Origin of the sequence: Halobacterium wangiae (assembly GCF_021249345.1) — an archaeon.
GTDB lineage: Archaea > Halobacteriota > Halobacteria > Halobacteriales > Halobacteriaceae > Halobacterium > Halobacterium wangiae.
Genome location: NZ_CP089588.1, coordinates 2,808,693 through 2,829,065 on the forward strand (window position 1 = coordinate 2,808,693; position 20,373 = coordinate 2,829,065).

General features: G+C 68.0%; 20 protein-coding genes. 7 read left to right on the plus strand and 13 right to left on the minus strand.

Annotated features, from left to right (window positions below; translation table 11 throughout):
• Positions 1-256: 256 nt before the first annotated feature.
• Complete coding sequence (locus LT965_RS14840; RefSeq protein ID WP_232701633.1) at positions 257-1,489, minus strand: FAD-dependent monooxygenase; 1,233 nt, start codon at positions 1,487-1,489, stop codon at positions 257-259.
• Positions 1,490-1,586: 97 nt separating this feature from the next.
• On the opposite strand from LT965_RS14840, the gene LT965_RS14845 reads away from it, so the two are divergent.
• Positions 1,587-2,096 (plus strand): pyridoxamine 5'-phosphate oxidase family protein, encoded by a 510-nt coding sequence (locus LT965_RS14845; RefSeq protein ID WP_232701634.1) that lies wholly within the window; start codon positions 1,587-1,589, stop codon positions 2,094-2,096.
• Between the two features lie 41 nt (positions 2,097-2,137).
• On the opposite strand, the gene LT965_RS14850 is transcribed toward LT965_RS14845, so the two are convergent.
• Positions 2,138-3,499, minus strand: coding sequence for a methyl-accepting chemotaxis protein (locus LT965_RS14850; RefSeq protein WP_232701635.1), 1,362 nt, complete (start codon positions 3,497-3,499; stop codon positions 2,138-2,140).
• A gap of 147 nt (positions 3,500-3,646) precedes the next feature.
• Between LT965_RS14850 and LT965_RS14855 the strand changes: the two genes are divergently transcribed.
• The 3 genes from LT965_RS14855 to LT965_RS14865 all read left to right on the plus strand — a co-directional run bounded on the left by LT965_RS14855 (position 3,647) and on the right by LT965_RS14865 (position 6,782).
• Positions 3,647-4,522 (plus strand): fumarylacetoacetate hydrolase family protein, encoded by an 876-nt coding sequence (locus LT965_RS14855; protein ID WP_232701636.1) that lies wholly within the window; start codon positions 3,647-3,649, stop codon positions 4,520-4,522.
• A 78-nt stretch (positions 4,523-4,600) separates the two neighbouring features.
• On the plus strand, positions 4,601-5,998 hold the full coding sequence (locus LT965_RS14860; protein WP_232701637.1) for a DUF3179 domain-containing (seleno)protein: 1,398 nt from the start codon (positions 4,601-4,603) through the stop codon (positions 5,996-5,998).
• An 85-nt stretch (positions 5,999-6,083) separates the two neighbouring features.
• Positions 6,084-6,782 carry an ABC transporter ATP-binding protein gene (locus LT965_RS14865; RefSeq protein WP_349292076.1) on the plus strand — a complete coding sequence of 233 codons (699 nt, stop codon included), beginning with the start codon at positions 6,084-6,086 and terminating at the stop codon, positions 6,780-6,782.
• 62 nt (positions 6,783-6,844) lie between these two features.
• Here the strand turns inward: LT965_RS14865 and LT965_RS14870 are convergent, their stop codons facing one another.
• From LT965_RS14870 to LT965_RS14910, 9 genes are all read right to left on the minus strand, one after another.
• Positions 6,845-7,876: a branched-chain amino acid ABC transporter permease gene (locus tag LT965_RS14870; protein WP_232701639.1), complete on the minus strand. Its 1,032-nt coding sequence runs from the start codon at positions 7,874-7,876 to the stop codon at positions 6,845-6,847.
• Entirely contained in the window at positions 7,876-8,757 is an 882-nt protein-coding gene (locus tag LT965_RS14875; RefSeq protein WP_232701640.1) for a branched-chain amino acid ABC transporter permease, read from the minus strand. Before LT965_RS14875 ends, LT965_RS14870 begins: the two co-directional genes overlap by 1 nt.
• Before the next feature lie 42 nt (positions 8,758-8,799).
• On the minus strand, positions 8,800-10,053 hold the full coding sequence (locus tag LT965_RS14880) for an ABC transporter substrate-binding protein (protein WP_232701641.1): 1,254 nt from the start codon (positions 10,051-10,053) through the stop codon (positions 8,800-8,802).
• A 182-nt stretch (positions 10,054-10,235) separates the two neighbouring features.
• Entirely contained in the window at positions 10,236-11,321 is a 1,086-nt protein-coding gene (locus LT965_RS14885; RefSeq protein ID WP_232701642.1) for a cupin domain-containing protein, read from the minus strand.
• A 65-nt stretch (positions 11,322-11,386) separates the two neighbouring features.
• Positions 11,387-11,557 carry a hypothetical protein gene (locus LT965_RS14890; protein ID WP_232701643.1) on the minus strand — a complete coding sequence of 57 codons (171 nt, stop codon included), beginning with the start codon at positions 11,555-11,557 and terminating at the stop codon, positions 11,387-11,389.
• A gap of 77 nt (positions 11,558-11,634) precedes the next feature.
• The gene (locus LT965_RS14895) at positions 11,635-12,042 is read right to left on the minus strand and encodes an acyl-CoA thioesterase (protein WP_232701644.1); all 408 of its coding nucleotides are present in this window, start codon (positions 12,040-12,042) and stop codon (positions 11,635-11,637) included.
• A complete protein-coding gene (locus LT965_RS14900; protein WP_232701645.1) occupies positions 12,039-12,740 on the minus strand; it encodes an acetate--CoA ligase family protein in 702 nt (233 codons plus the stop codon). The genes LT965_RS14895 and LT965_RS14900 overlap by 4 nt, the downstream gene beginning before the upstream one ends.
• A complete protein-coding gene (locus LT965_RS14905) occupies positions 12,733-14,109 on the minus strand; it encodes a CoA-binding protein (protein ID WP_232701646.1) in 1,377 nt (458 codons plus the stop codon). Before LT965_RS14905 ends, LT965_RS14900 begins: the two co-directional genes overlap by 8 nt.
• Positions 14,110-14,215: 106 nt before the next feature.
• Positions 14,216-14,737 (minus strand): gamma carbonic anhydrase family protein, encoded by a 522-nt coding sequence (locus LT965_RS14910; protein ID WP_232701647.1) that lies wholly within the window; start codon positions 14,735-14,737, stop codon positions 14,216-14,218.
• A 102-nt stretch (positions 14,738-14,839) separates the two neighbouring features.
• On the opposite strand from LT965_RS14910, the gene LT965_RS14915 reads away from it, so the two are divergent.
• On the plus strand, positions 14,840-15,592 hold the full coding sequence (locus LT965_RS14915) for an ABC transporter ATP-binding protein (RefSeq protein WP_232701648.1): 753 nt from the start codon (positions 14,840-14,842) through the stop codon (positions 15,590-15,592).
• Positions 15,593-15,600: 8 nt separating this feature from the next.
• Here the strand turns inward: LT965_RS14915 and LT965_RS14920 are convergent, their stop codons facing one another.
• Entirely contained in the window at positions 15,601-16,227 is a 627-nt protein-coding gene (locus tag LT965_RS14920; protein WP_232701649.1) for an MBL fold metallo-hydrolase, read from the minus strand.
• A gap of 106 nt (positions 16,228-16,333) precedes the next feature.
• Here LT965_RS14920 and LT965_RS14925 point away from each other — a divergent pair, with 106 nt between their 5' ends.
• Positions 16,334-17,746: an SLC13 family permease gene (locus tag LT965_RS14925; protein WP_232701650.1), complete on the plus strand. Its 1,413-nt coding sequence runs from the start codon at positions 16,334-16,336 to the stop codon at positions 17,744-17,746.
• Between the two features lie 45 nt (positions 17,747-17,791).
• On the opposite strand, the gene LT965_RS14930 is transcribed toward LT965_RS14925, so the two are convergent.
• The gene (locus LT965_RS14930; RefSeq protein ID WP_232701651.1) at positions 17,792-19,339 is read right to left on the minus strand and encodes a class I adenylate-forming enzyme family protein; all 1,548 of its coding nucleotides are present in this window, start codon (positions 19,337-19,339) and stop codon (positions 17,792-17,794) included.
• Positions 19,340-19,486: 147 nt separating this feature from the next.
• Between LT965_RS14930 and LT965_RS14935 the strand changes: the two genes are divergently transcribed.
• Positions 19,487-20,362, plus strand: coding sequence for a UbiA family prenyltransferase (locus LT965_RS14935; protein WP_232701652.1), 876 nt, complete (start codon positions 19,487-19,489; stop codon positions 20,360-20,362).
• Positions 20,363-20,373: the final 11 nt, after the last annotated feature.

A 20,373-nucleotide genomic window follows, 5' to 3' on the forward strand; every position in this document is an offset into this window, starting at 1 on the left:
CCCCATCGAGCAACGCGTAGTTGATAAGGACGTGTTCGGTGACGGCGAATACCGGCTTTCAGGGCCTCTTTATCCACTTTGCGTCGAGTAGAGGGGTTCGGTTCCTGAGAGAGATTCACCGCGAGGTCGGGTTTGGGTAGACCGGGAGGTCCAGGGCGCCAGAACCAACTGTCGCGTGGTGAGGTGACGCCAGAACGTGGACGGTCTGTAGTTCTCGAACGAACGGAGAAGACGGGGTCGCGCCGCGGTCGGTCGCTCAGTACTGGCCGATGGTCACCGGCGGCCCACCGTGCGGGCCGTACGGCGCGTCGTCGAGCCACTCGCCCGCGGGTTCGTAGTAGGGCGCGACTTTCGACGCGAGGAGTTTCTTCGTCTTCGTGACGGGGCTGTCGCCCTGCAGGTACTCCAGGGCCTGTCCGGCGGCGCGCCTGTTGTACTGTGCGGCCTTCAGGCGCTGGACGCCGTAGTACTTGATCTCGGCGTCCGCTGTCTTCTCGAACCTGGCGTTCAGCGCGGCCGTGATGCGGGTCGCGGCCTCGTCGGCGTCGGCGACGCCGGAGTTCATGCCGCGTGCACCGAACGGCGCGAAGAGGTGGCCCGCCTCGCCGGCGAGGAGGACGCGGTTGTGCTCGTCGATCATGCGGTCTGCGATGACCTGTTTGAACTTGTACTGGGAGACCCAGTCGACGCGGTCACGGTAGCGTTCGCCGAGCGTGTTCGCGACGAGCTCGCCGATCTGGTCGTCCTGACAGAGGTACTCGGGATCGTCGGACTCCTTGCACTGGATGTCCACCCGCCAGCCACCCTGGAACGGCACCAGCAGGACGTTCCGGCCGTCGGCGTTCGGGTGGTCGTAGTGGAAGATGCGCTCCTGTTTCAGCGGGTCCTCCTCGAACTCCGCGATGTCCGCGATGATGAACGAGTTCGCGGACTCGGTGCCGTCGAACTGCGCGCCGATCTCCTTGCGGACGGTCGACCCGGCGCCGTCCGCGCCGACGACGTACTCCGCCTGCCAGCCCTCGCCGCTCTCGGTCTCCACGTAGACGCCGTCCTCGCTGGACTCGACGATCTCGACCCCGTCGTCCCAGTGGACGTCGATACCGGCGTCCTCCACGGCGTCGAGCATGTACTCCTCGGTCCACACCTGTGGGAGACTCGTGAAGTGCGGGAGGTCGCCGTCGCCGCCCGCGTCCGGGTACGTGCGTTCGAACACCTCTGTGCCCCGGAACAGCGTCCGGCGCGTCGACCAGATGATGCCGTTGTCGACGAGTCGGTGGCCGAGCCCCGGTGAGGAGTCCTCCAGTGTCCGGAGCGTGTCCTTGTGGACGTAGATCGCCCGACTGCCGGGACGCTCCCGGTCCTCGGGTTCGGCTTCGATGATCGTCACGTCGACCCCCCGGGCGTGCAACGCGAGTGCTGCCGTCATCCCGACGGGACCCGCCCCGGCGACGACGACTGGTACGTCAGCTTGAACGTCTGAGCCGCTCATCGTATTACGCAGTAACGTAGATTCCGGTATAGATGTTTCCATGCTCGACAACTGGGGGCTATAGTGACCAAAGCACGACGCCACCCGGTATTCGAACATGTTCGCGAGTGGAGCCATCGGGCGCCTCGTCGAACGTGCTCACATGGAGCGACCCGACGAGGCCGACCGAACCCTCCGTGGCGTCCCGATGACCGAACACGAACGCGAGGCGTTCCTCCGCGAGCGTGGCCAGGGTGTGCTCTCGCTCGCGAGGGACGGTGACGCGTACGGCGTCCCCGTCTCCTTCGGCTACGACGACGGCACGCTCTACTTCGTCCTCCTCCAGTTCGGCGAGGACAGCGAGAAACTGGACTTCGCGGAGGCGACCGGGACGGCGACGTTCTCGACGTTCGAATTCGAGGACGAACACCACTGGCAGAGCCTCGTCGCGCGCGGCCCACTCGAACTGGTGCCCGAGGCCGACAGGGAAGCCGTCGACGACGTCATGTTCGACAACGCCCGGTTCGCCAGTCTGTTCCCGCACGGCGAACCGATAACCGACCACCCCCGCTACCGACTGGTCCCCGAGGAGACGACCGGACAGAAGGGCCAGGGCCACGACTACTGAACGCTGGCCCCCGAGAACTGACGTCCCCGTCCTGCCGTCGTTTACGCGTCGAGCGAGTCTTCGAGGTCGGCCTCTACTGCGTGGATGCGTTCGCGGACGTCCCGCGCGGCCGTCGCCTGCTCGTCGTTCTCCGCGGCGAGGTCGCCTATCTCCGCGACGACCTCCTCGAGGCTGTCCAGGGCGTCGTTGAGCATAGTCGTCACCTCCTCGGCGCTGACCGCCTGCTCGTCGGTGGCCTCCGCGATCTCCGTCATCCCGACGGCGGTCTCCTCGGCGGCCTCTCGGATGGCCTCCTGGCGGTCGCCAATGGTGTCGATGCGGTCGGCGACTGCCGCGATGCCGCTCGTCGTCCGGTCGACGCTGTCGGTGGTCTCCTCGACGATGTCGGTGACGCGGCCGATGGTCTCCTCGATGGCGTCGACCTCCTGCTGGGACTGGTTCGCGAGCGCCTTGATCTCGTCCGCGACGACCGCGAACCCGTCGTTGTTGCCGTCCGTTCGCGCGGCCTCGATGTTCGCGTTCAGCGCGAGGATGTTGATCTGGGAGACGATGTCGCCGATGACGTCCACGACGTCGTCGATCTCCGCGACCTCGTCGTCGAGTTCCGCGGCGGTCCGGTCGAGCTCACGCCCGGCGTCTTCGACGTCCGCCAGCAACGTCTTCGCCTCCTCGGTCGCCCCCACGGACGCGGCGGCGTCGTCGGCCACGTCGCTCGCGCGGTCGTCCACCTCGTCGGTCTGTGACGCGATCTCCTCGACGGTCGCGCTCAGCGACTCCACCTCGTTCCGGACCGACGCGAGCGACTCGACCTGGGTGCTGGCCGTCTCCTCGATGAACTGGCTGTTCTCTGCGACCCGCTCGGAGGACGCCAGGAGGTCGCCGACGGTCTCGTCGACCTCGGTGGTGATCTGCTCCTGGGCGTCCTTCACGGCGCTGCGCTGCTCGACGAGGTCGGTCACCCGGGACACCATCTCGAAGGAGCCGACGACGTCGCCCTCGGGGTCGTACAGCGGGAGCGCGGCGGCGCTCACGTGCCACTGTTCGCCGTTCTCGTTGACGCCGGAGCGGACCCGGTCCTCGTTGACGGTCTCCTCGGTCCGGACGACCTCCTCGGCGAGCGTCTCGGTCACGTCGTCCGTGCCGACGACGTCGTGGGCCACCTCGCCGACGACTGCCTCGGCGGGCGTGTTCTGGATGTCCGCCTGCTCGTTGTTCCAGTGCGTGACGTGGCCCTCGTCGTCCACCACCAGGACGGGTTCCGGGAACCGCTCGGTGAGGTCCTCGAAGAGGTGTTTCCAGAAGTCGCGTTCGTCGCGGAGCCGTTCGGTCTCGGTGGCACCGTCTGGCGGATCGTACAGCGCGACACCGCCACCGGAGTCCCTGGACTGGCGCTGCGATGACATGACTACCCCCACCGTGTGAGATACTGTCTAATAAGCGTTCACCGCGATTATCGGGCGTGAAACCGCCGGCGGTGAGGACCGGCCCGTTCGTGGCGAACTGTGGCGGGAACGATGCCTTTTATGGGGATGCTAGCCGCAGACTCTGTCATGCGATTCGTACGCTTCAACGAGGACCACCTTGGGCTGCTGACCGAGGACGACGCCATCGTCGACCTCACCGACCGACTCGGCATCGACGCCGCCGACCCGCTCGTCGAGTACATCGAGGGCGACTACGACGCTAGCGAGTACGCCGACGCCGACCCCGACTACGACCGCAGCGAGGTCGAACTCGGCTCCCCCGTCGAGCGTCCTGGGAAGGTCATCGCCGCGCCGCTGAACTACGAGAACCACATCGAGGAGGCCATCGCCGACATGGACATCACCACCGACGAGTGGTTCTCCATCGAGGACAAGGGCTACTTCCTGAAGGCGCCCTCGAGTGTCGTCGGCCCCGACCACGGCGTCGAACTGCCGTTCTCGGACCGCCGCGTCGACCACGAGATCGAACTCGCGTTCGTGATGGGCGAGGACGTTAAGGACGTCGACGCCGAGGACGCCTGGGACGCCATCTTCGGCTACACCATCCTGCTGGACATCTCCGTTCGCGGCGACCAGGACCGCTCGAACCGGAAGTCCTACGACACGTTCACTGTCATCGGCCCGGCCGTCGTCACCGCCGACGAGATCGAGGACCCCCAGGACCTCGACATGGAGCTCCAGCTCAACGGCGAGACCCAGCAGGACGACAACACCAGCGACATGGTCTACACCTGCGCCGACGTCGTCGAGTACGCCTCCCTCGGCGCCACCATCGAGGCTGGCGACGTCATCACCACTGGGACGCCCGAGGGCGTCAGCGCGCTCTCGGACGGCGACACCATCGACGCCCAAATCGAGGACGTCGGGCAGATGAGCGTCGACGTCACCGAGCGCGACGTCTCCTTCGAGGACGTCCACGTCCAGAAGGGCGGCCAGAACTGAGGTCTCAGCAGTTCGTCACGGCCGAACTGTCTCCGAGCCCACACGCACACTTTTACTCGTCGCACGCAGAGTGAGACCATGGCGACTGAGACAGCCCAGAACCTCCACGAACACGTCGAGCAGTTGCTCGTGCGGGACGCCGACGCTCACGCCGACGCCGTCGAAGCGCTCGCAGAACACGGCGACGAACGCGTCGTCCCTCACCTGCTGGAAGTGCTCGTCGTCGACGCCATCGGCAACGACTGGGCGAAGTTCGGCTTCCCGGAGGTGCTCCGTGACCGCGACCCACCGCGCTACCTCGACCTCCCGGAGGTCCGGTGGCCCGGCGTCCGCGACGCCCTCGCCGAACTCGCGGAGCCGAACTTCGACTCCGCGCACGCCTGGGTGGAGTGGGAGTCGTGGTACTCCCAGCAGGACATCGAGCCACTGAGTGGGTTCGACGAGTGGAAGCTACGGCTCTACAAGTCGTACCTGCCACCCGTCGGCGGCCTGCTGGACGCCGAACCGCGGACGTTCGACCTCCAGGACGTCCGCTGGGGGAACTGCGACCGGTCGTTCCTCGCGGCGCTCAACGCCCCCGACTTCCTCCCCGGCGACGACGCCAGCTACGTGGACGACGGGGACACCGTCTTCGGCTTCGAGATCGAGGGCACCCAGTACGCCGTCCCGCGCTGGGTGCTGTTCCCGCACGAACTGCTGAACGTCACACTCGACGGCGTCCCGGTCAGCCTCACGTACTGCACGCTCTGCAACGCGCCCATCCTCTACGACAGGCGCGTCGGCGAACAGACCGACGGCCCCCACGACGTGCTCACGTTCGGGAGTTCCGGGATGCTCGCGTCCGGGAACAAGGTGATGTACGACGAGGAGACGGAGACCCTGTGGGACCAGCACGCCGGCGTCCCGACCGCCGGCCATTACCTCGAAACCAGTCCCGACCTCCTGCTCGACCAGTTCGCGGTCACGCAGACTACGTGGGGCGAGTGGCGGGCCGAGTACCCGGATACCCTCGCACTGGACATCGACACGGGCTACGACTACGACTACGAACACTACGAGGACCACATCGGCTTCTTCCGCCACTACTGGAACGACGAGGAAGCCATCCAGCCGGGCGTCCACAGAGAGGAGGGCGAACTCCCCGAGAAGGCCGACGTCTACGGCATCGTCGGCGAGGACGGCAGCGAGGTCTGGGTGGTGCCCGAGGACGCAGTCGACGAACCACTCGTCGGTACCGTGGACGGCCGCGAGGTACTCGCGGTGCGAGACGCGACCGGCGACGTCGCCGTCTACGAGGCACCGCCCGCTCCCGTCGAGTGGGACGGCGACGCGCTCGTCGACGCCGAGGGGACCAGGTGGACGGTCGCGCGCAACGAACTCCGAGCGGACGGCGCGACGCGCGAACGGATCCCCGGTCGCCACGGCCTCTGGTTCGCCTTCCGCACGCACTACGACGACGCGCACGTCCTGCAGTAGTTTCTGTCGTCTCCGGGCCGACACGCGGCCCCTGTCGGCGGAGGTAGTCTTTTATCCCAGTCTCGTGTAGGGTGGCGCAATGAGTCTGCTCGAAGTGGACGGCATCGACGTCGCCTACGGCGACGTGCAGGTCATCTGGGACGTGAGCTTCTCGGTCACCGAGGGCGAGACGGTCGCCCTGCTGGGCGCGAACGGCGCCGGCAAGACCACGGTGTTGAAGACGATCTGTGGCCCGCTCGTCCCCCAGACTGGCGACATCAGCTTCCAGGGCGAGTCCATCGGTCACCTCGAACAGGACCGCGTCGTCCCGAAGGGGATCACGCACATCCCCGAGGGCCGCGAGATATTCGTCGACAGTACCGTCAAGGAGAACCTCCGCCTCGGCGCGTACACGAACCGTGGCGGGATGGACGAACAGCTCGAACGCGTCTACGACGTGTTTCCGCGCCTCGAGGAGCGCAAGGGCCAGACGGCCGGCACGCTGTCGGGCGGCGAACAGCAGATGCTCGCCATCGGTCGCGGCCTGATGAGCGACCCCGAACTCATCCTCCTCGACGAAGCCAGCCTCGGCCTCGCCCCGGTGCTCGTCGAGGACGTCTTCGAGGCCATCGAACGCATCAACGAGGAGGGGACGACCGTCCTCCTCGTCGAACAGGACGTGAACAACGCGCTCCGCATCGCCGACCGCGGCTACGTCCTCGAGTCCGGGCGCATCACGCTGTCGGGTGACGCCGCGGACCTCGCGGAGGACGAGCGCGTCGCGGCCTCGTACCTCGGCGGCTGAGGGCCAGGAGCGACGTTTGGAAGGGAACGCTCGAAAAAACTACCGAAGCCGACTGTTCTCGACTACTGTTCGTTCGGCGGTGGCGACTCCGCGGTGCCGTCGACGTCCGCGTCGGCGGACTGCTCGTCGCGCCCGTACCGGTCCGAGAGGAGTGTGTAGAGGCCGCCGGGGATGAAGACGATGAACGCGATAATCAGGCCGCCCTCGATGACGGTGGCGAACTCGCCCGCGAACGAGCGGAGCCCGTTGTCGAGCAGGAGGAACAGGCCCGCGCCGATGAGCGGGCCGCCCATCGTCCCCATGCCCCCGAGGATGACGACGACCAGCGTGTCGACCATCCACACGACGCTGAGCGTCGACTCTGGGTTGACGTACAGGGTGAACTGCGCGTAGAGACCGCCGGCGAGCCCCGCCATCACCGAGGAGACGACGAACGCGTACATCTTGTACTTCAGCGGGTTGACGCCGAGGCTGCTGGCAGCGGACTCGTCGTCGTGGATCGCGCGCATCCCGAGGCCGGCGCGGCTGTTCACGATGGCGTACGTGACGAGCACGACGAGCACCGTGGCCGCGAGCATCAGGAGGAACATCGTGTCCTCGGTCATGTTGTTGTTGATGTAGTAGCCCGTCGACCCCCCGGAGAACCGGCGCTGGTCGAGCAACACGAGCTGGACGATAGACGCCATCGCGAGCGTACCGATGGCGAAGTAGTGGCCCGTCAGCCGGAACAACACCGGGCCGAGCACGGCAGCGAGCAGACCCGCCCCGAGCGCGCCGCCGATGGCCGCGACGATGACCGGTGACTGGATGGCCTCCGGCAGGCCCGCGCGTGCCGGCGTCGTCAGCCACGCCGAGACGAACGCACCGGTGCCGAAGAACGCGGCGTGACCGAGCGAGATCTGTCCCGCGTACCCCGCGATGAGGTTCCAGGAGACACCCAGCACGACGAAGACGAGCCCCGTGAACACGATGTCCGTGATGTACGACGTCGTCGAGAACGGGACGGCGGCGAGTGCGAGGACGACGGCGACGAACGCCGCGATGCGTCGTCGCGTGTCGAAGAGGCCGGCGAAGGAGTCGGTCATCGACGCCATCACTCACCACCTCCGGAGCTCCCGAACAGGCCGTGCGGCCGGACGAGCAACACCAGCAGGAAGATAGTGAAGCTGATGATGTCCCGGAAGCCGCCGCCGAGGTAGAGCACACCGACGTTCTCGGAGACGCCGAGGATGAGGCCGCCGACGAGCGTGCCCGCGACGCTCCCGACGCCGCCGAGCACGACGACCGCGAACGCCTTCAGCAGGTACGACCAGCCGACGAACGGGTCGATAGGGAACAGCATCGACAGGAGCGCGCCGGCTGCGCCGGCCAGTCCCGTCCCGAGACCGAGCGTGATGACGTAGATGTTGTCCGTGTCGATGCCCATGTACTGCGCGGCGGAGCTGTTCTGTGCGGTCGCCCGGATGGCCAGGCCCGTGGTCGTGTACTTCAGGAACGCCCACGTGCCGAGGATGAGCACGACGGAGATGACGAACGTCACGACGCGCGGGAACGAGAGGGTCGCCGTTCCGACGGCGATCGCCTCGCCGGGGATGCCGATCTCCGTGGCCTGGGACTCGCTGCCGACGAGGATGCGACCGATGCTCTGGAGCATGAGTGCGAGGCCGAAGAGGACGATGATCGGCTGTTCGAGTCCCTCGCCGACGACGCGTTCGAGGAGGAAGCGCTGGAGCGCCATCCCGAGGACGAACAACACGAGGAACGCGACCACCATCCCGATGATGGGTGTCACGCCGAGCACCCCGAAGAGGAGGATGGCGACGTAGGCACCGACCATGAGCATGTGGCCGTGGGCGAGATTCACGATGTCCATGATGCCGAACACGAGCGACAGCCCGAGCGCGGCGACGGCGTAGATCCCCCCGAGGAGGATTCCGTTGAGCAGCGACTGGAACACGAGGTCAGATGCTACCATGTGTGAGGCTGTGTATACAGGTAAAACCCGGCGGATAAGAAGTTACCGCTCGCTCCAGTCCGGGATGGGGTACTGGAAGTCGATGGCACCGGGGCCGTCGACGTCGGGGTAGACGGTGTGCTGGTTACCCTCCCACCACTGGCCGGTCGGGGCGGTCAGTTCGCCCTCCGCGGGCAGACCGTTGTCCTCGAAGCTGAACGTCCCGATGACCGTCTCGAACTCCTCCGAGCGGAGTGCGCTCTGGACGTCTCCGGGGTCCGTCGAGTCCGCGCCCTGCAGCGCCTGCATCGCGGTCTGCGCGACGTTGTACGCGCCGCCGACCGGCGAACGGATGAGCTGCCCCTCCTCGAGGCCGTACTCCTCTTCGTACATCGTCCGGAGCGTATCGTTGCCGCCGCCCGTGAGGCCAGGCACCCAGCCGGGGCACATGCACGCGTACGCGCCCTTCTCGCCGAGCGCCGACCACCAGGCGGTCGGGTCCGCCGCGCGCACGAACTTCACGATGTCCGGCGACCAGTTGTTCGACTGCATCTGGTTGATGGCCGTGATGCCGCCGGGTGGCGTCGGCGTCGACAGCAGCACCTCGACGTTCGCGCTCTCGGACTGCGAGATGAGCGACGAGAAGTCCTGGGAGCCCAGGGAGAACGTCTCGCGCATGACCACGTCGTAGCCCGCACTCGACAGCGTGTCCTCCCAGTACTGCGCCTGCTCGTTGCCCCAGCCGCTGTTCGGCTCCCAGAGACCGACGTTGGTCGGGCGTTCCTCCTCGGGGATGAGTTCGAGGAGGCCGCGGGTCGACCGCGCGACGTCCCGGGACTTCGGGAACGGGGAGTACGTCCACTCGTACCCCTCGTTCCGGTGGGGGCCCTCGAACGCGAAGAACGCCCCGATGAACGGCAGCCCCTGGTTCTCCGCGAACGCACTGCCCGCGGTGACCAGCAGACTGGAGAAGCTCCCCCAGATCATGTCGACCTGGTTGTCGCTGGTGATCTGGTTGAGGTTCTGCCGGACGACCTCCGCGTCGCTCTCGTCGTCCTGCATGATGAGTTCGACGTCCTGGTCGAGTTCCTCGTTCATCGTCTGGACGCCGAGTTCGTACCCCTGTTTGACGGCGTTCCCGAGCGAAGAGAACTGGCCGGTCTCCGGCACCGTCGCGGCGATCGTCACGGTCCCCTCGCCACCGCCGCTTCCGCCGATCAGCGTACAGCCAGCGAGTCCGGAGGTGCCGACGGCACCGACTGCGCCAAGTGTTTTGAGATACCTACGCCTGCTCTGTGGCACGTCACTGTCCACCATGGTGTGTCCACACCTTTATCACGTACAGTATAAAACATGTGGTTTTAGTCAGGTAGCTAACAATTCCAGCGGGCGTATCGTGCTACTCGCCCAGTGTTCTCGCCGACGTCGGAGCGACACGGTCCGACAGTTGCGGTCCAGAGCGAGTAGAGTGCCCAGGGAACAGGTGATCGAAGGCGTCTCTAGGTGGAGTTCGACGGTTCGGCCTCCGCGTAGAAGTTGAACGCCTCGAGCACCGGCCGGTCGGTCATGCCGAACAGGATCGCCTCCTCACCGTCGGGTTCGTGGTGGTGGATCTCGTCCGGCGGCACCACGAAGATGTCCCGTTCGCCCCACTCGAGGGCCTCGTCGCCGACGTGGGTCGCGCCTTCGCCCTCGACGACGAAGTAGACCTCCGTGGAGTTGTGGAAGTGCGGGTCCGTCGACCCCTGGAGCAGCTGCGCGCGGAAGGACATCGTCGGCGTCACCGGCGGTTCGCCGTTGGCCGGGTTGACGTACGCGAGACTGTGTCCGTCGTGTGGGTCCGGGTCGTCGTTGTCCGCGTGCTGGCGCAGAGCCTCCAGCATCTCCGCCCAGCCGAAGCGGTACGGCGGCGTCGGCTCCTGGTTCCCCTCGAACGGACCGGGGATGGAGTCGTCGTCGTCCTCGTTCGTCGGCCGACCGCGGCCGTACTGGGAGTCCCAGTAGCCCTGCGTCTTCGTCACCGGCTGGCGCTCCAGCTCGTGGTTCTCGAAGACGTGGGTGTTGTTGAGGGTGTCCAGGAACAGCGGCAGGTCGAGGATGTCGAGCCACGCCGCGGTCTCGTCGGAGTCGTTGACGTGGTCGTGCCACTCCCACTGGGGGGTGGTGATGAGGTCGTTGTCCAGCATCGGGAACTCCTCGCCGGCGACGACGGTCTTCATCTCCTCGTGGCCGTCGATGGTGAACCGGAGCGCGCTGGAGGCGTGGCGGTGGGCGGGCGCGGTCTCACCGGGGGAGACGGTCTGGACCCCGACGTAGATGGTGTTCGAGATGGCGTGCGGTGCGTTGATCGGGACGGCGACACGTCGCTGGAAGCCCGGTGGCAGGTCCGCAATCGGGACGTCGGCCTCGATGCCGTCGATGGCGGCCTGGATGTCCTCCCACTTCCAGATGTTCGCACCGATGTCGTCGATGAGGTCTCCCATGTCGTCCTCCACTTCCCACAGTGGCCGGAGGTTGTTCTGTTCGAGGATGCTCCTCGTCTCCGCACTCATCTCTAGGAGATCCTCTGGGTCTTGCTGGGCCATAGTGACTCATTGGCACAGAATTCTCATAAGTGTACTGGACACGGCCAGCGGGGCCACCGACGGGTTCAGACCTGGTCCGCGTAGACGTCCGCCGAGCGGAAGACCGAGCGACAGTCCTCGCAGACCATCCGCCGCTGGATGGCGTACTCCCACAGTTTCCCGCCACAGTTCAGACAGTCGAAGTGTGCTTCCACGAACGGGTCAGCCTCCGCGTACGGGTTCGCGAACTCGGCCATGTGCGTACATCGCCCGGGGAAGCCAAAAGGATACCGTCCACGGGACTCCCGCGGGCGTCCACCCTTCGAGGACGCGGTCAGTCCGCCGTGTACGCCCGCATCGCGTCGCGAAGGTCGTCGGGGAGTTCCATCGACCCGCCGCCACCGATTGTGGCGCAGACGCGCTGTTCGTAGCCGGAGAACGCCACCTCGCCGTCACTGTGGGCCTCGTACTCGAAGCGCACGCTCCGCGTCCCGAGGTCCGGCGTCAACTGGATGGTGACGTCGTCGCCGGCCTCCACGGGGTTCTCGAACTCGAAGTTCATCTCCACGAGCGGGAGCCCGAAGCCGTGTTCCTGGGAGAGCTCCCAGAACGGGAACCCGATCTCCTGCATGAACATGTCCGAGGTCTCGTGGAGAGCGTCCACGATGCGGGGGTAGTGGGCGATGCCGAACGGGTCCGTGTCCGAGAACCGCACCGTCCAGACGCGGTCGTACACGCTCACTCACCCCCGAGAACCACGAGTGCGTCCAGGGCGACCGCGCCGTCGCCGGTCGCCAGCACCGGGTTCACGTCGACCTCCGAGATCTCCTCGTGGGCCGCCACCAGGTCGCCGACGGCCGCCACGACCTCGGCGAGCGCGTCCACGTCCGCCGGTTCACGACCGCGGTAGCCGGCCAGCAGCTCCGCCGCGGTCAGCTCCTCGATGGCCTCGCGGGCCTCCGCCTCGTCGATGGGCGCGATGCGGTGGCTCGTGTCCTCGTACACCTCCGTGAAGATGCCGCCGAGCCCCGTGAGCACGACCGGACCGAACGACGGGTCGCGAAGGCCGCCGACGATGACCTCGGTTCCGGCGTCCACGTCGGCGGCCTCCTCGACGAGCACGTCCGCGTCGATGTCGAGGTCGTCGGCCGCCGCGAAGATGGCGTCTGTGGCCTCCCGGACCGCCTCCGCGGAGTCGAGGCCCACCGCGACGCCAGCGCCGTCGGCCCACTCGCTCTTGTGGGTGACCGCCGGCGAGGAGACCTTCACAACCACCGGGAAGCCGATGTCGCTGGCGGCCTCGACTGCGGCGTCGGTGTCCGACGCGACGGCGAACGCCGGCGTCTCGATGCCCGCGGCCGCGAGCAGCGACTTCGATTCGGCCTCCGTGAGCGTCGTCCGTCCCTCGGCCTGCGCGGCCGCGATCGGGTTCTCAGACATCGGCGCTCACCTCCTCGTCCGCTCCCGTCTCGTCCAACTCGGCGTAGCGAGCGAGCAGCGCCGCGGCCTCGGCGCCGCGCTCGGGCGACGTGAACACCGGCACCCCCGCGTCCCTGAGCGCCGCGAGGTCGTCGGCCATCGACTCCGCGGGCCCCTCCGTCGCGAACAGCACGGGTTTCTCGACGCGCTCGGCGAGTCCGTCCAGCGTCTCCTGGGGGAAGCCGAGGGCCTCCTCGTACAGTTCGTATACGAGGACGACGTCGACGTTCTCGTCCTCGGCGACGGCCTCGACGACGTCGCCGAACGCGGGCATCGGCCGTCCCGTGTCCACCGGGTTCTCCGCGTACGTGATGCCCGGGAGGATCTCGCCGACGCGGTCCTGGGTCTCCGCCTCGAGGTCCGGTAGCCTCGCGCCGGCGCGCTGGAGGCGGTCCGCGACGATGATGCCGGGTCCGGCCTGCGCGGTGACGACGCCGACGTTCGCCCCGTCCGGTTCCGGGGACGCGGCGAGCGCCTGGCCGCCGTCGAACAGTGCCGTCGTCGACTCTACCGTCGGGACGCCGTACTGCTGGAAGCCCGCGGTGTACAGCGCGTGGTCGCCAGTGAGCGCGCCGGTGTGGGACTCCGCGAAGTCGCCGACGTCGGACTGCCCGACCTTGTACGCGACCACCGGGGTGTCTGACTCGCGGCACGCCTCGAGGAGTGCCCGGCCGTCGTCCGTCCCCTCGACGTGGAGCACGATGGCGTCCGTCTCCGGGTCCGAGTCGAAGTACGGGATGGCCTCCTCGAAGCCGACGTTCGCGCGGTTCCCCAGCCCGACCATCGTCGCGATACCCCGGCCCTCCCGGTGGGCGTGGAACGCTAGCTGGTGGGCGACGCCGCCGCTCTGTGCGAGGATCGTCACGCCCCCGGGCTGGAGTCGTTCTACGCCGCCCGCGAACGACGCGAGCAGGTTCGAGGCGGGTGCGACGAAGCCGCTCGTGTTCGGGCCGAGCAGGGCGACGTCGTGTTCCTCGGCGGCCGCGACGACGTCCGCCTGTAGCTGTTCGCCGTCGTCGCCGGCCTCGGCGAAGCCGCCGGCGTAGATGACGGCGCCGCCGACCCCGGCCTCGCCGCACTCCGCGACGACGTCAGGGACGACGTGGGCCGGCACCGCGAGCAACGCGAGGTCCACGCGCTCGTCGATGTCCGTGACGGAGTCCACGAACGGTTCGTCGAAGACGGAGCCCTCGCCGGAGGGATTCACCGGGTAGACGCGACCGTCGAACTCGACGGCGTTCGCCATCGCCTCGTAACCGAGTTTTCCTTCGGTCGCGGAGGCGCCGACGACTGCGATACGGTCGGGCCGGAACAGGCGCTGCAGGTTCACGACTCACTGTACACTGAATGCCACCAAAACGGTTTTCCCCGCGTCAATCGGTCCCCCGGGCGGTGGACGCGTTGCTCCTCCCCGGTCAGTGAGCGCGCTGGAGGGGCTACTCGGGCAGCACTGGCCCGTCCTCGACGACGTGGGAGGTGGCCGCGTGCTCCCTGGCGAGTTCCGCGTACCGGTCACCGGTGCTCGCCCAGCGGGAGTCCTCCAGTTCCCTGACGACCTCCGCCGGAGTGCCGACCGCGAGCACGCTATCCGGGATCTCCGTTCCTTCCGTGACCGTGCTGTTCGCGGCGACGACGCTCTCCGCCCCGACCTCGACGCCGTCGAGGACCACGGCACCGATGCCGACGACGCTGCGCTCGCCGACGGTGGCGTCGTGGACGACGGCGTTGTGGCCGACGGTGGCACCGGCTTCGAGCACCGCTGCCTCGTGGAGCGTCGCGTTGTCCTGGACGTTCGCGCGTTCGCCGACGACGATTCGTCCGTGGTCGCCGCGCAACACCGCTCCCGGCCAGACGCTCGCTTCCGGACCGATGCGGACGTCGCCCACGACCGTCGCGGCTTCGTCGACGTACGCCGTGTCGTCGATGTCGGGAACCGTCCCGTCGAAACTTCTGATCATCCCACCCGCCTCGACGGGGCCGGCGGACACAACCTTTGGGGAGCCGACGGCCGCCGCGTGGAGGGCTACATTTAATTGGGAGGGTAGGTAACTCCTCACACGATGGCGTTACTCGAAGGCGAGCACCTCACGAAGAAGTTCGGCGGCATCGTCGCCGTCGACGACGTCTCCTTCTCCATCGACAGCGGGGAGACCGTCGGCCTCATCGGACCGAACGGCGCGGGCAAGTCGACGCTGTTCCGCCTCATCTCCGGCGTCCAGCAGCCCAACGAGGGTCGCGTCGTCCTCGACGGCGAGGAGATAACGGGGCAGAGCCCGCACGAGATCTGCCAGCGCGGCCTCGTCCGCACCCACCAGATCGTCCACCCGTTCGAGAACCTCACGCTCCTGGAGAACGCCGCCGTCGGCGCCCAGTTCGGGAGCCGCGGCTCGAAGGCCAGCGAGGAGCGCGCCCACGAGGTCCTCGAGTTCGTGGGTCTCGAGGATATGGCCTACACGACGCCGGACGAACTCAGCGTCGGCGCACTGAAACGCCTCGAGATCGCTCGCGCGCTCGCGACCGACCCAGAGGTGCTGCTGTTCGACGAAGTCGCGGGTGGTCTCGACACCGACGAGACGGAGGCCATCGTCGACCTCATCGGCGACATCGCGGACCGCGGGAAGACCGTCTTCCTCATCGACCACGTGATGCGCGCGCTGATGTCCGTCAGCGACCGCGTGCTCGTCCTCGACAACGCCAGCCTCATCGCCACCGGGACGCCCGAGGAGATCCAGAACAACCAGCGCGTCATCGAGGCGTACCTCGGCGAGAACGCCGGGGACGCCGCGGGGGCCGCGGGCGCCGCCGGCGACTGAGTTCCGCTCTACGCCGGCTTCCCGCTGAAGTTCACGAAGCGGTCGAGTTTCTCGCTGGCGTCGCTGGTGACGCTCTCGCCGTGGAACACCAGGCCGACGTCGAAGTCGTACGCGAGCAGGTTGGCCAGCGACGCGTCCGCCTGCCCGAGGTCCTCCGAGAAGTACGCGGGCGGGAGCACGAAGTAGCCCTCCGGGAGCCCCCGCGCGTCGGCGCCGAAGACGGCGTCACCCATCACCGCGACGCCGCGGTTCCCGTCGACCAGCGAGTGGTGGTGTGGCGTGTGTCCGGGCGTGTGGACGGCAGTGAACTGTCCCACCGCGTCGCCGTCGCCGAACCGGTTGTCCGGGTCGTGGCCGTCGACCGGGACGCCGTCGGGGACCCACGTCTCAAGGTCGTAGTGGTCCGCGAGCGTGGCGACGCCGCCGGCGTGGTCGGGGTCGCCGTGGGTCACCACCAGCCGTTCGGGTTCGACGCCGAGTTCGTCTAGGTGTTCGACTACAGCGTCCGTCGTGTCTTCCAGGCCGGCGTCCACGAGCGTCGGCGTCTCGTCGTCGAAGAGGAATACCCGGTAGCGGCCACCGTTCACCTCCGCGAGCGTCAGGTCGTAGACGTCCGTCGTGATCTCTGTGCGCATCGTCCACACGTGGACACCGGAGCACCAAATTCGTTGCCGGGACTACCCGGGTTCCGGAAGACACATGTGAGCCGTTTGCGTGGAATCAGCCGAACGGTGACCACACGTGTCGGCTGACTCGACGCTCTCTGGCGTGTTCGACGGGGACATCGACGCCGCGTGGCTCTCGGTACCGGTCGGCGTCGCCGCCGCTGGCGCCGTCCTCGTGTACGCCCCCGTCGCCGCAGAGATGGCGACCATGCTGGCCATCACCGTGTTCTGCATCAGCCTCTGGGTCGGGTCGCCGGTCGCGCCGTGGTTCACGGGCCTCCTGGGTGTCGGCCTCATCGGCGTCGCGTTCTCCTCGGACCTCGCGCTCACGGGGTTCCAGTCGGCCGCCACGTGGCTGGTCGTGCTGGGCATCTTCCTCGGGGAGGCCACCCGCCAGAGCGGCCTGGCGGCGGCCGTCGAACGCGTCTCGCTGCGCGTCCTGCCCGAAGACGCGACGGCGGACGCTGGCGTCGCGTACCGCCACCTCCTCGTCGTGCTGTCCGCGGCGGCGCTCGGGTTCGTCGTGCTGGTCCCCTCGTCGCTCGTGCGCGTGCTCATCCTCGGTCCCATCCTCGTCTCGGTCGGAGGGCTGTTCACCGACCGTCGACCCCGCGTCGGCCTGTTCCTCGGCCCGCTGTTCGTCACCTACTACGCCGGGACGGGCATCCTCACGGGGTCGCTGGCGAACATCATCATCACCGGCCTCGTGGAGGCGAACTCCGGGCTCGCCATCGGCTGGGTGGAGTGGGCGGTGTGGCTCGGTCCCGTGATGTGGGTGGGGCGCGCGGCCGTCATCACCGCCATCGCCTACTACCTCTACCGGCCGCGAACGGCGGACGCCATCGACGCCGCCAGCGCCACCGACCTCGACGTGGCGTCCACGGCGGAGGCCCGGCGCATGATGGCGTTCCTGCTCGTCGGGGTCGCCATCTGGGCGACGGACACCCTCCACGGCCTCCACCCGCTGTACGGCGCGCTGGTCGTCACGCTCCTGGCGTTCGCGCCACGCGTCGGCGTCGTTGGGGCCGACGCTATCGCGGAGACCGACGTCTCGATCGTGTTCTTCCTCGGCGCCATCTTCGCCATCGCCGCCGGACTCCAGCAGACCGGGTTCACGGACGTCGCCGCCGACGCCATCCTCTCTGGGTTCCCCGAGGGCGGGTCGCTGTCGGTCGCGCTCGCGTTCTCCGTCGTCGCGTCGATCGCGCTCACGTTCGTCATGGAGGGCCTCGCCGTCGCGAGCGTGCTGACGCCCGTCCTCGTGGCGTTCAGCGAGAGCGCCGGCCTGCCGCTCGCGCCCGTGGCGATGATCGAGGCCGTCGCGCTCAACACGTACTTCTTCCCCTACCAGTCGGCCGTCCTCGTCGCCATCCTTGGCCTGGACGTCGTCGACTCCCGGGAACTGATCCGGATGGCCGCGCTCTGCTCGGTGGCGACGCTCGTGGTCCTGTTACCGATCCAGATCGCCATCTTCGCGCTCGCGTTCTGAGCGACCGACCTGAGAACCCGGACAGCCGGAGAATCGGACCGCGAGTCAGTCGAAGTGGCGGTCGACGACGTTCTCGCGCTCGACGGTGCCGGTGTCGGTGCGGGGGAGTGACTCCTCGCGGACGACGTACTCGCGGGGCCGCTTGTAGTTCGCCAGCGAGTCGTGTTCGCGACAGAACGCGTCGAGTTCCTCGGCGGTCACCTCGGCCTCCGCGACGACGACGGCGGTGACCTTGTTCCCCCACTCGGGGTCGTCCTGGCCGAACACCATCGTCTCCGCGACGTGGGGGTGGCCGTCGATGGCGCGCTCGACTTCCGCGGGGTAGATGTTCTCGCCGCCGCTGATGAACATGTTGTCGACGCGGTCGGTGACGTAGAGGAAGCCGTCCTCGTCGACCTCTGCGACGTCGCGGGTGCGGAGCCACTCGCCGAAGAAGGTCTTCTCCTCGGCGTCCGGGTTGTCGATGTAGCCGTCGGGGACGCCGGGCCCGCGGGCGATGATCTCGCCCTGGCCGCCCGGTTCGACGACGGCCTCGGGGTCCGGGTGTTCGTCGATAGGCACCGTCTCGACGACGCGGAGTTCCCACGAGAACGACTCCTTCCCGACGGTTCCCGGGTGTTCGTCCTGGACCGAGGGGTGGGCGAACGTCAGGTTCGGTCCGCCCTCCGTCATCCCGTACGTGTTGTAGAGGTGTTCGGAGAGGTACTCGCTCGTGCGCTCGACGAGTTCCTCGGTGACGACGGAGCCACCGGTCCGGATGTACGACAGGGAGGACGTGTCGTAGCGCTCCGCGGCGTTCTCCTGGGTCTCGTTCAGGATGGACAGCTGCGTTGGGACGGCGAGCAGGCCGGTCGCCGCCTGCTCTTCGACGAACTCCAGCACCTCCACCGGGTCGAACTGGCTGTGCAGGAACGTCGTCGCGCCGGCGAGCCAGTGCGGGTAGAGCCAGGCGTCCGAGGTAACCATGTGGTACCACGGCGACGTCACGATGGCGATGTCGGTCTGGTCGATACCGTGCTCCATGACGCCCTGGTAGGCGCCGATCCACATCTGCTCGCCGTCGAATGCGACGGCTTTCGGCACCGACGTGGTGCCGCTCGTGTAGAAGACGTGGGTCTTCCCGTCCGCCGGCAGGTGTTCGGGGAGCACCGAACCCGCGTCGTCGCGAGCGGCGTCGTAGGCGACGACGTCGGGGTGGTCGATCTCGCGGTCGCCCGCGTGGAACCCGACCGAGAGGTCACTGGCGTCGAGGAGTTCGAGGGCAGTGTCGGCGTTGGCGTCGTCGAACAGGAGTGCCCGTGCGCTCGCGGTCGACGCCATCTCCGAGAGCTCTCCCGGCTTCCCGCGGAACGGTAGCTGGACGGTGGGCGTGCCTCGCTTGTGGCCGGCGATCATCGCCTCGGCGGCGGCGGGGCTGTTCAGCGCGAGGACGGCGAGCGGCGCGTCGCCGACGTGGTCGACGACAGCGTTCGACAGTTCTGTGCTCCGACGGTCGAACTCGCGGTACGTGAACGACCTGCCGTCGTCGGTGACGATGGCCGTGTCGTCGCCGTGGACGCGGACGGTCCGCTCGAAGGCTTCCAAGTAGTGCATGCGTTACTGTGCTGTGTGAGATACACTCTCACCCAGTATTAACGATGTCGGTCAGCACTGACGAACTGCGCCGCCCGCCTCCGGTCGAGCGGTTCGCGAGCACCCGAGACTGGGTACCCTTTTGGGGGACGAGGCGAACTGGACCGCATGCACACGGGCGTCGGTCGCCGGGAACTCGTCGGCCTCCTGTCGGCGGTGAAGCCCACGTTCATGCTGCCTGCAGTCGCCCTCGCAATGGCCGGGGGCGCGCTCGCGCCCGTGGTCGACCTCACAGTACTGTTCGTCCACGCGGGCGCCGTCGCCGCCGCGCTCTACACCGCGCACGTCGTCGACGAGTACGTCGACGCCCACGTTCGCGGGGAGGACGACGCCGTCCTCTCGGCGAGTTACTGTGCTTACGCGGCGGCCGGGTCGTCGGTCGCGTTCTTCGCACTGCTCGCCGTTCTCTGGGTGGTCGGCGCTCGCGCCGCCGCCGTCGCCTCGCTCCCGCTGTGGTTGCTCGCCGTCCTCCACGCACCCGCACTCGACAGACACCCACTGACGGTCACCGTCGACTATCCGGTCGGTGTCGCGCTCGCGTTCGTGGCGGGTTCGCTGGCCCAGACCGGCGTCCTCACAACCGGCGTCCTCGCAGTCGCCGTCTCGCTCGTCGTCTCGCTGTCCGGGCTGAAGGTCGCCATCGACCGCCTCGACCGAACCTTCGACGCCACGATCGGGAAGCGGACGCTCCCGGTGTTGCTCGGCGACCGCCGTGGCGCTCGCGTCGCGGCGGCCGTCCACGTTCTGGCAGCCGTCCTCGTCGGTGGGCTGGTCGTGGCGTCGACGCTGGCCCCGGTCGCGCTGCTCGCCGCACTCGTCTCGCTCGTCGCCGCGGCGGTCGCCCGCAGTCTCCCCCCGCTGCGGTCGGTGCGCGTGCAGATGGCCCTCGCGTACCCCTTCACGGCGGCACTGCTCGCGGCGCAGTGTGTGGCGACCGACTGTGCCGCTCGGCAGCTGGTGACGGCGGCTAGTCTCGGCGTCTGAGGCCCGGAGGA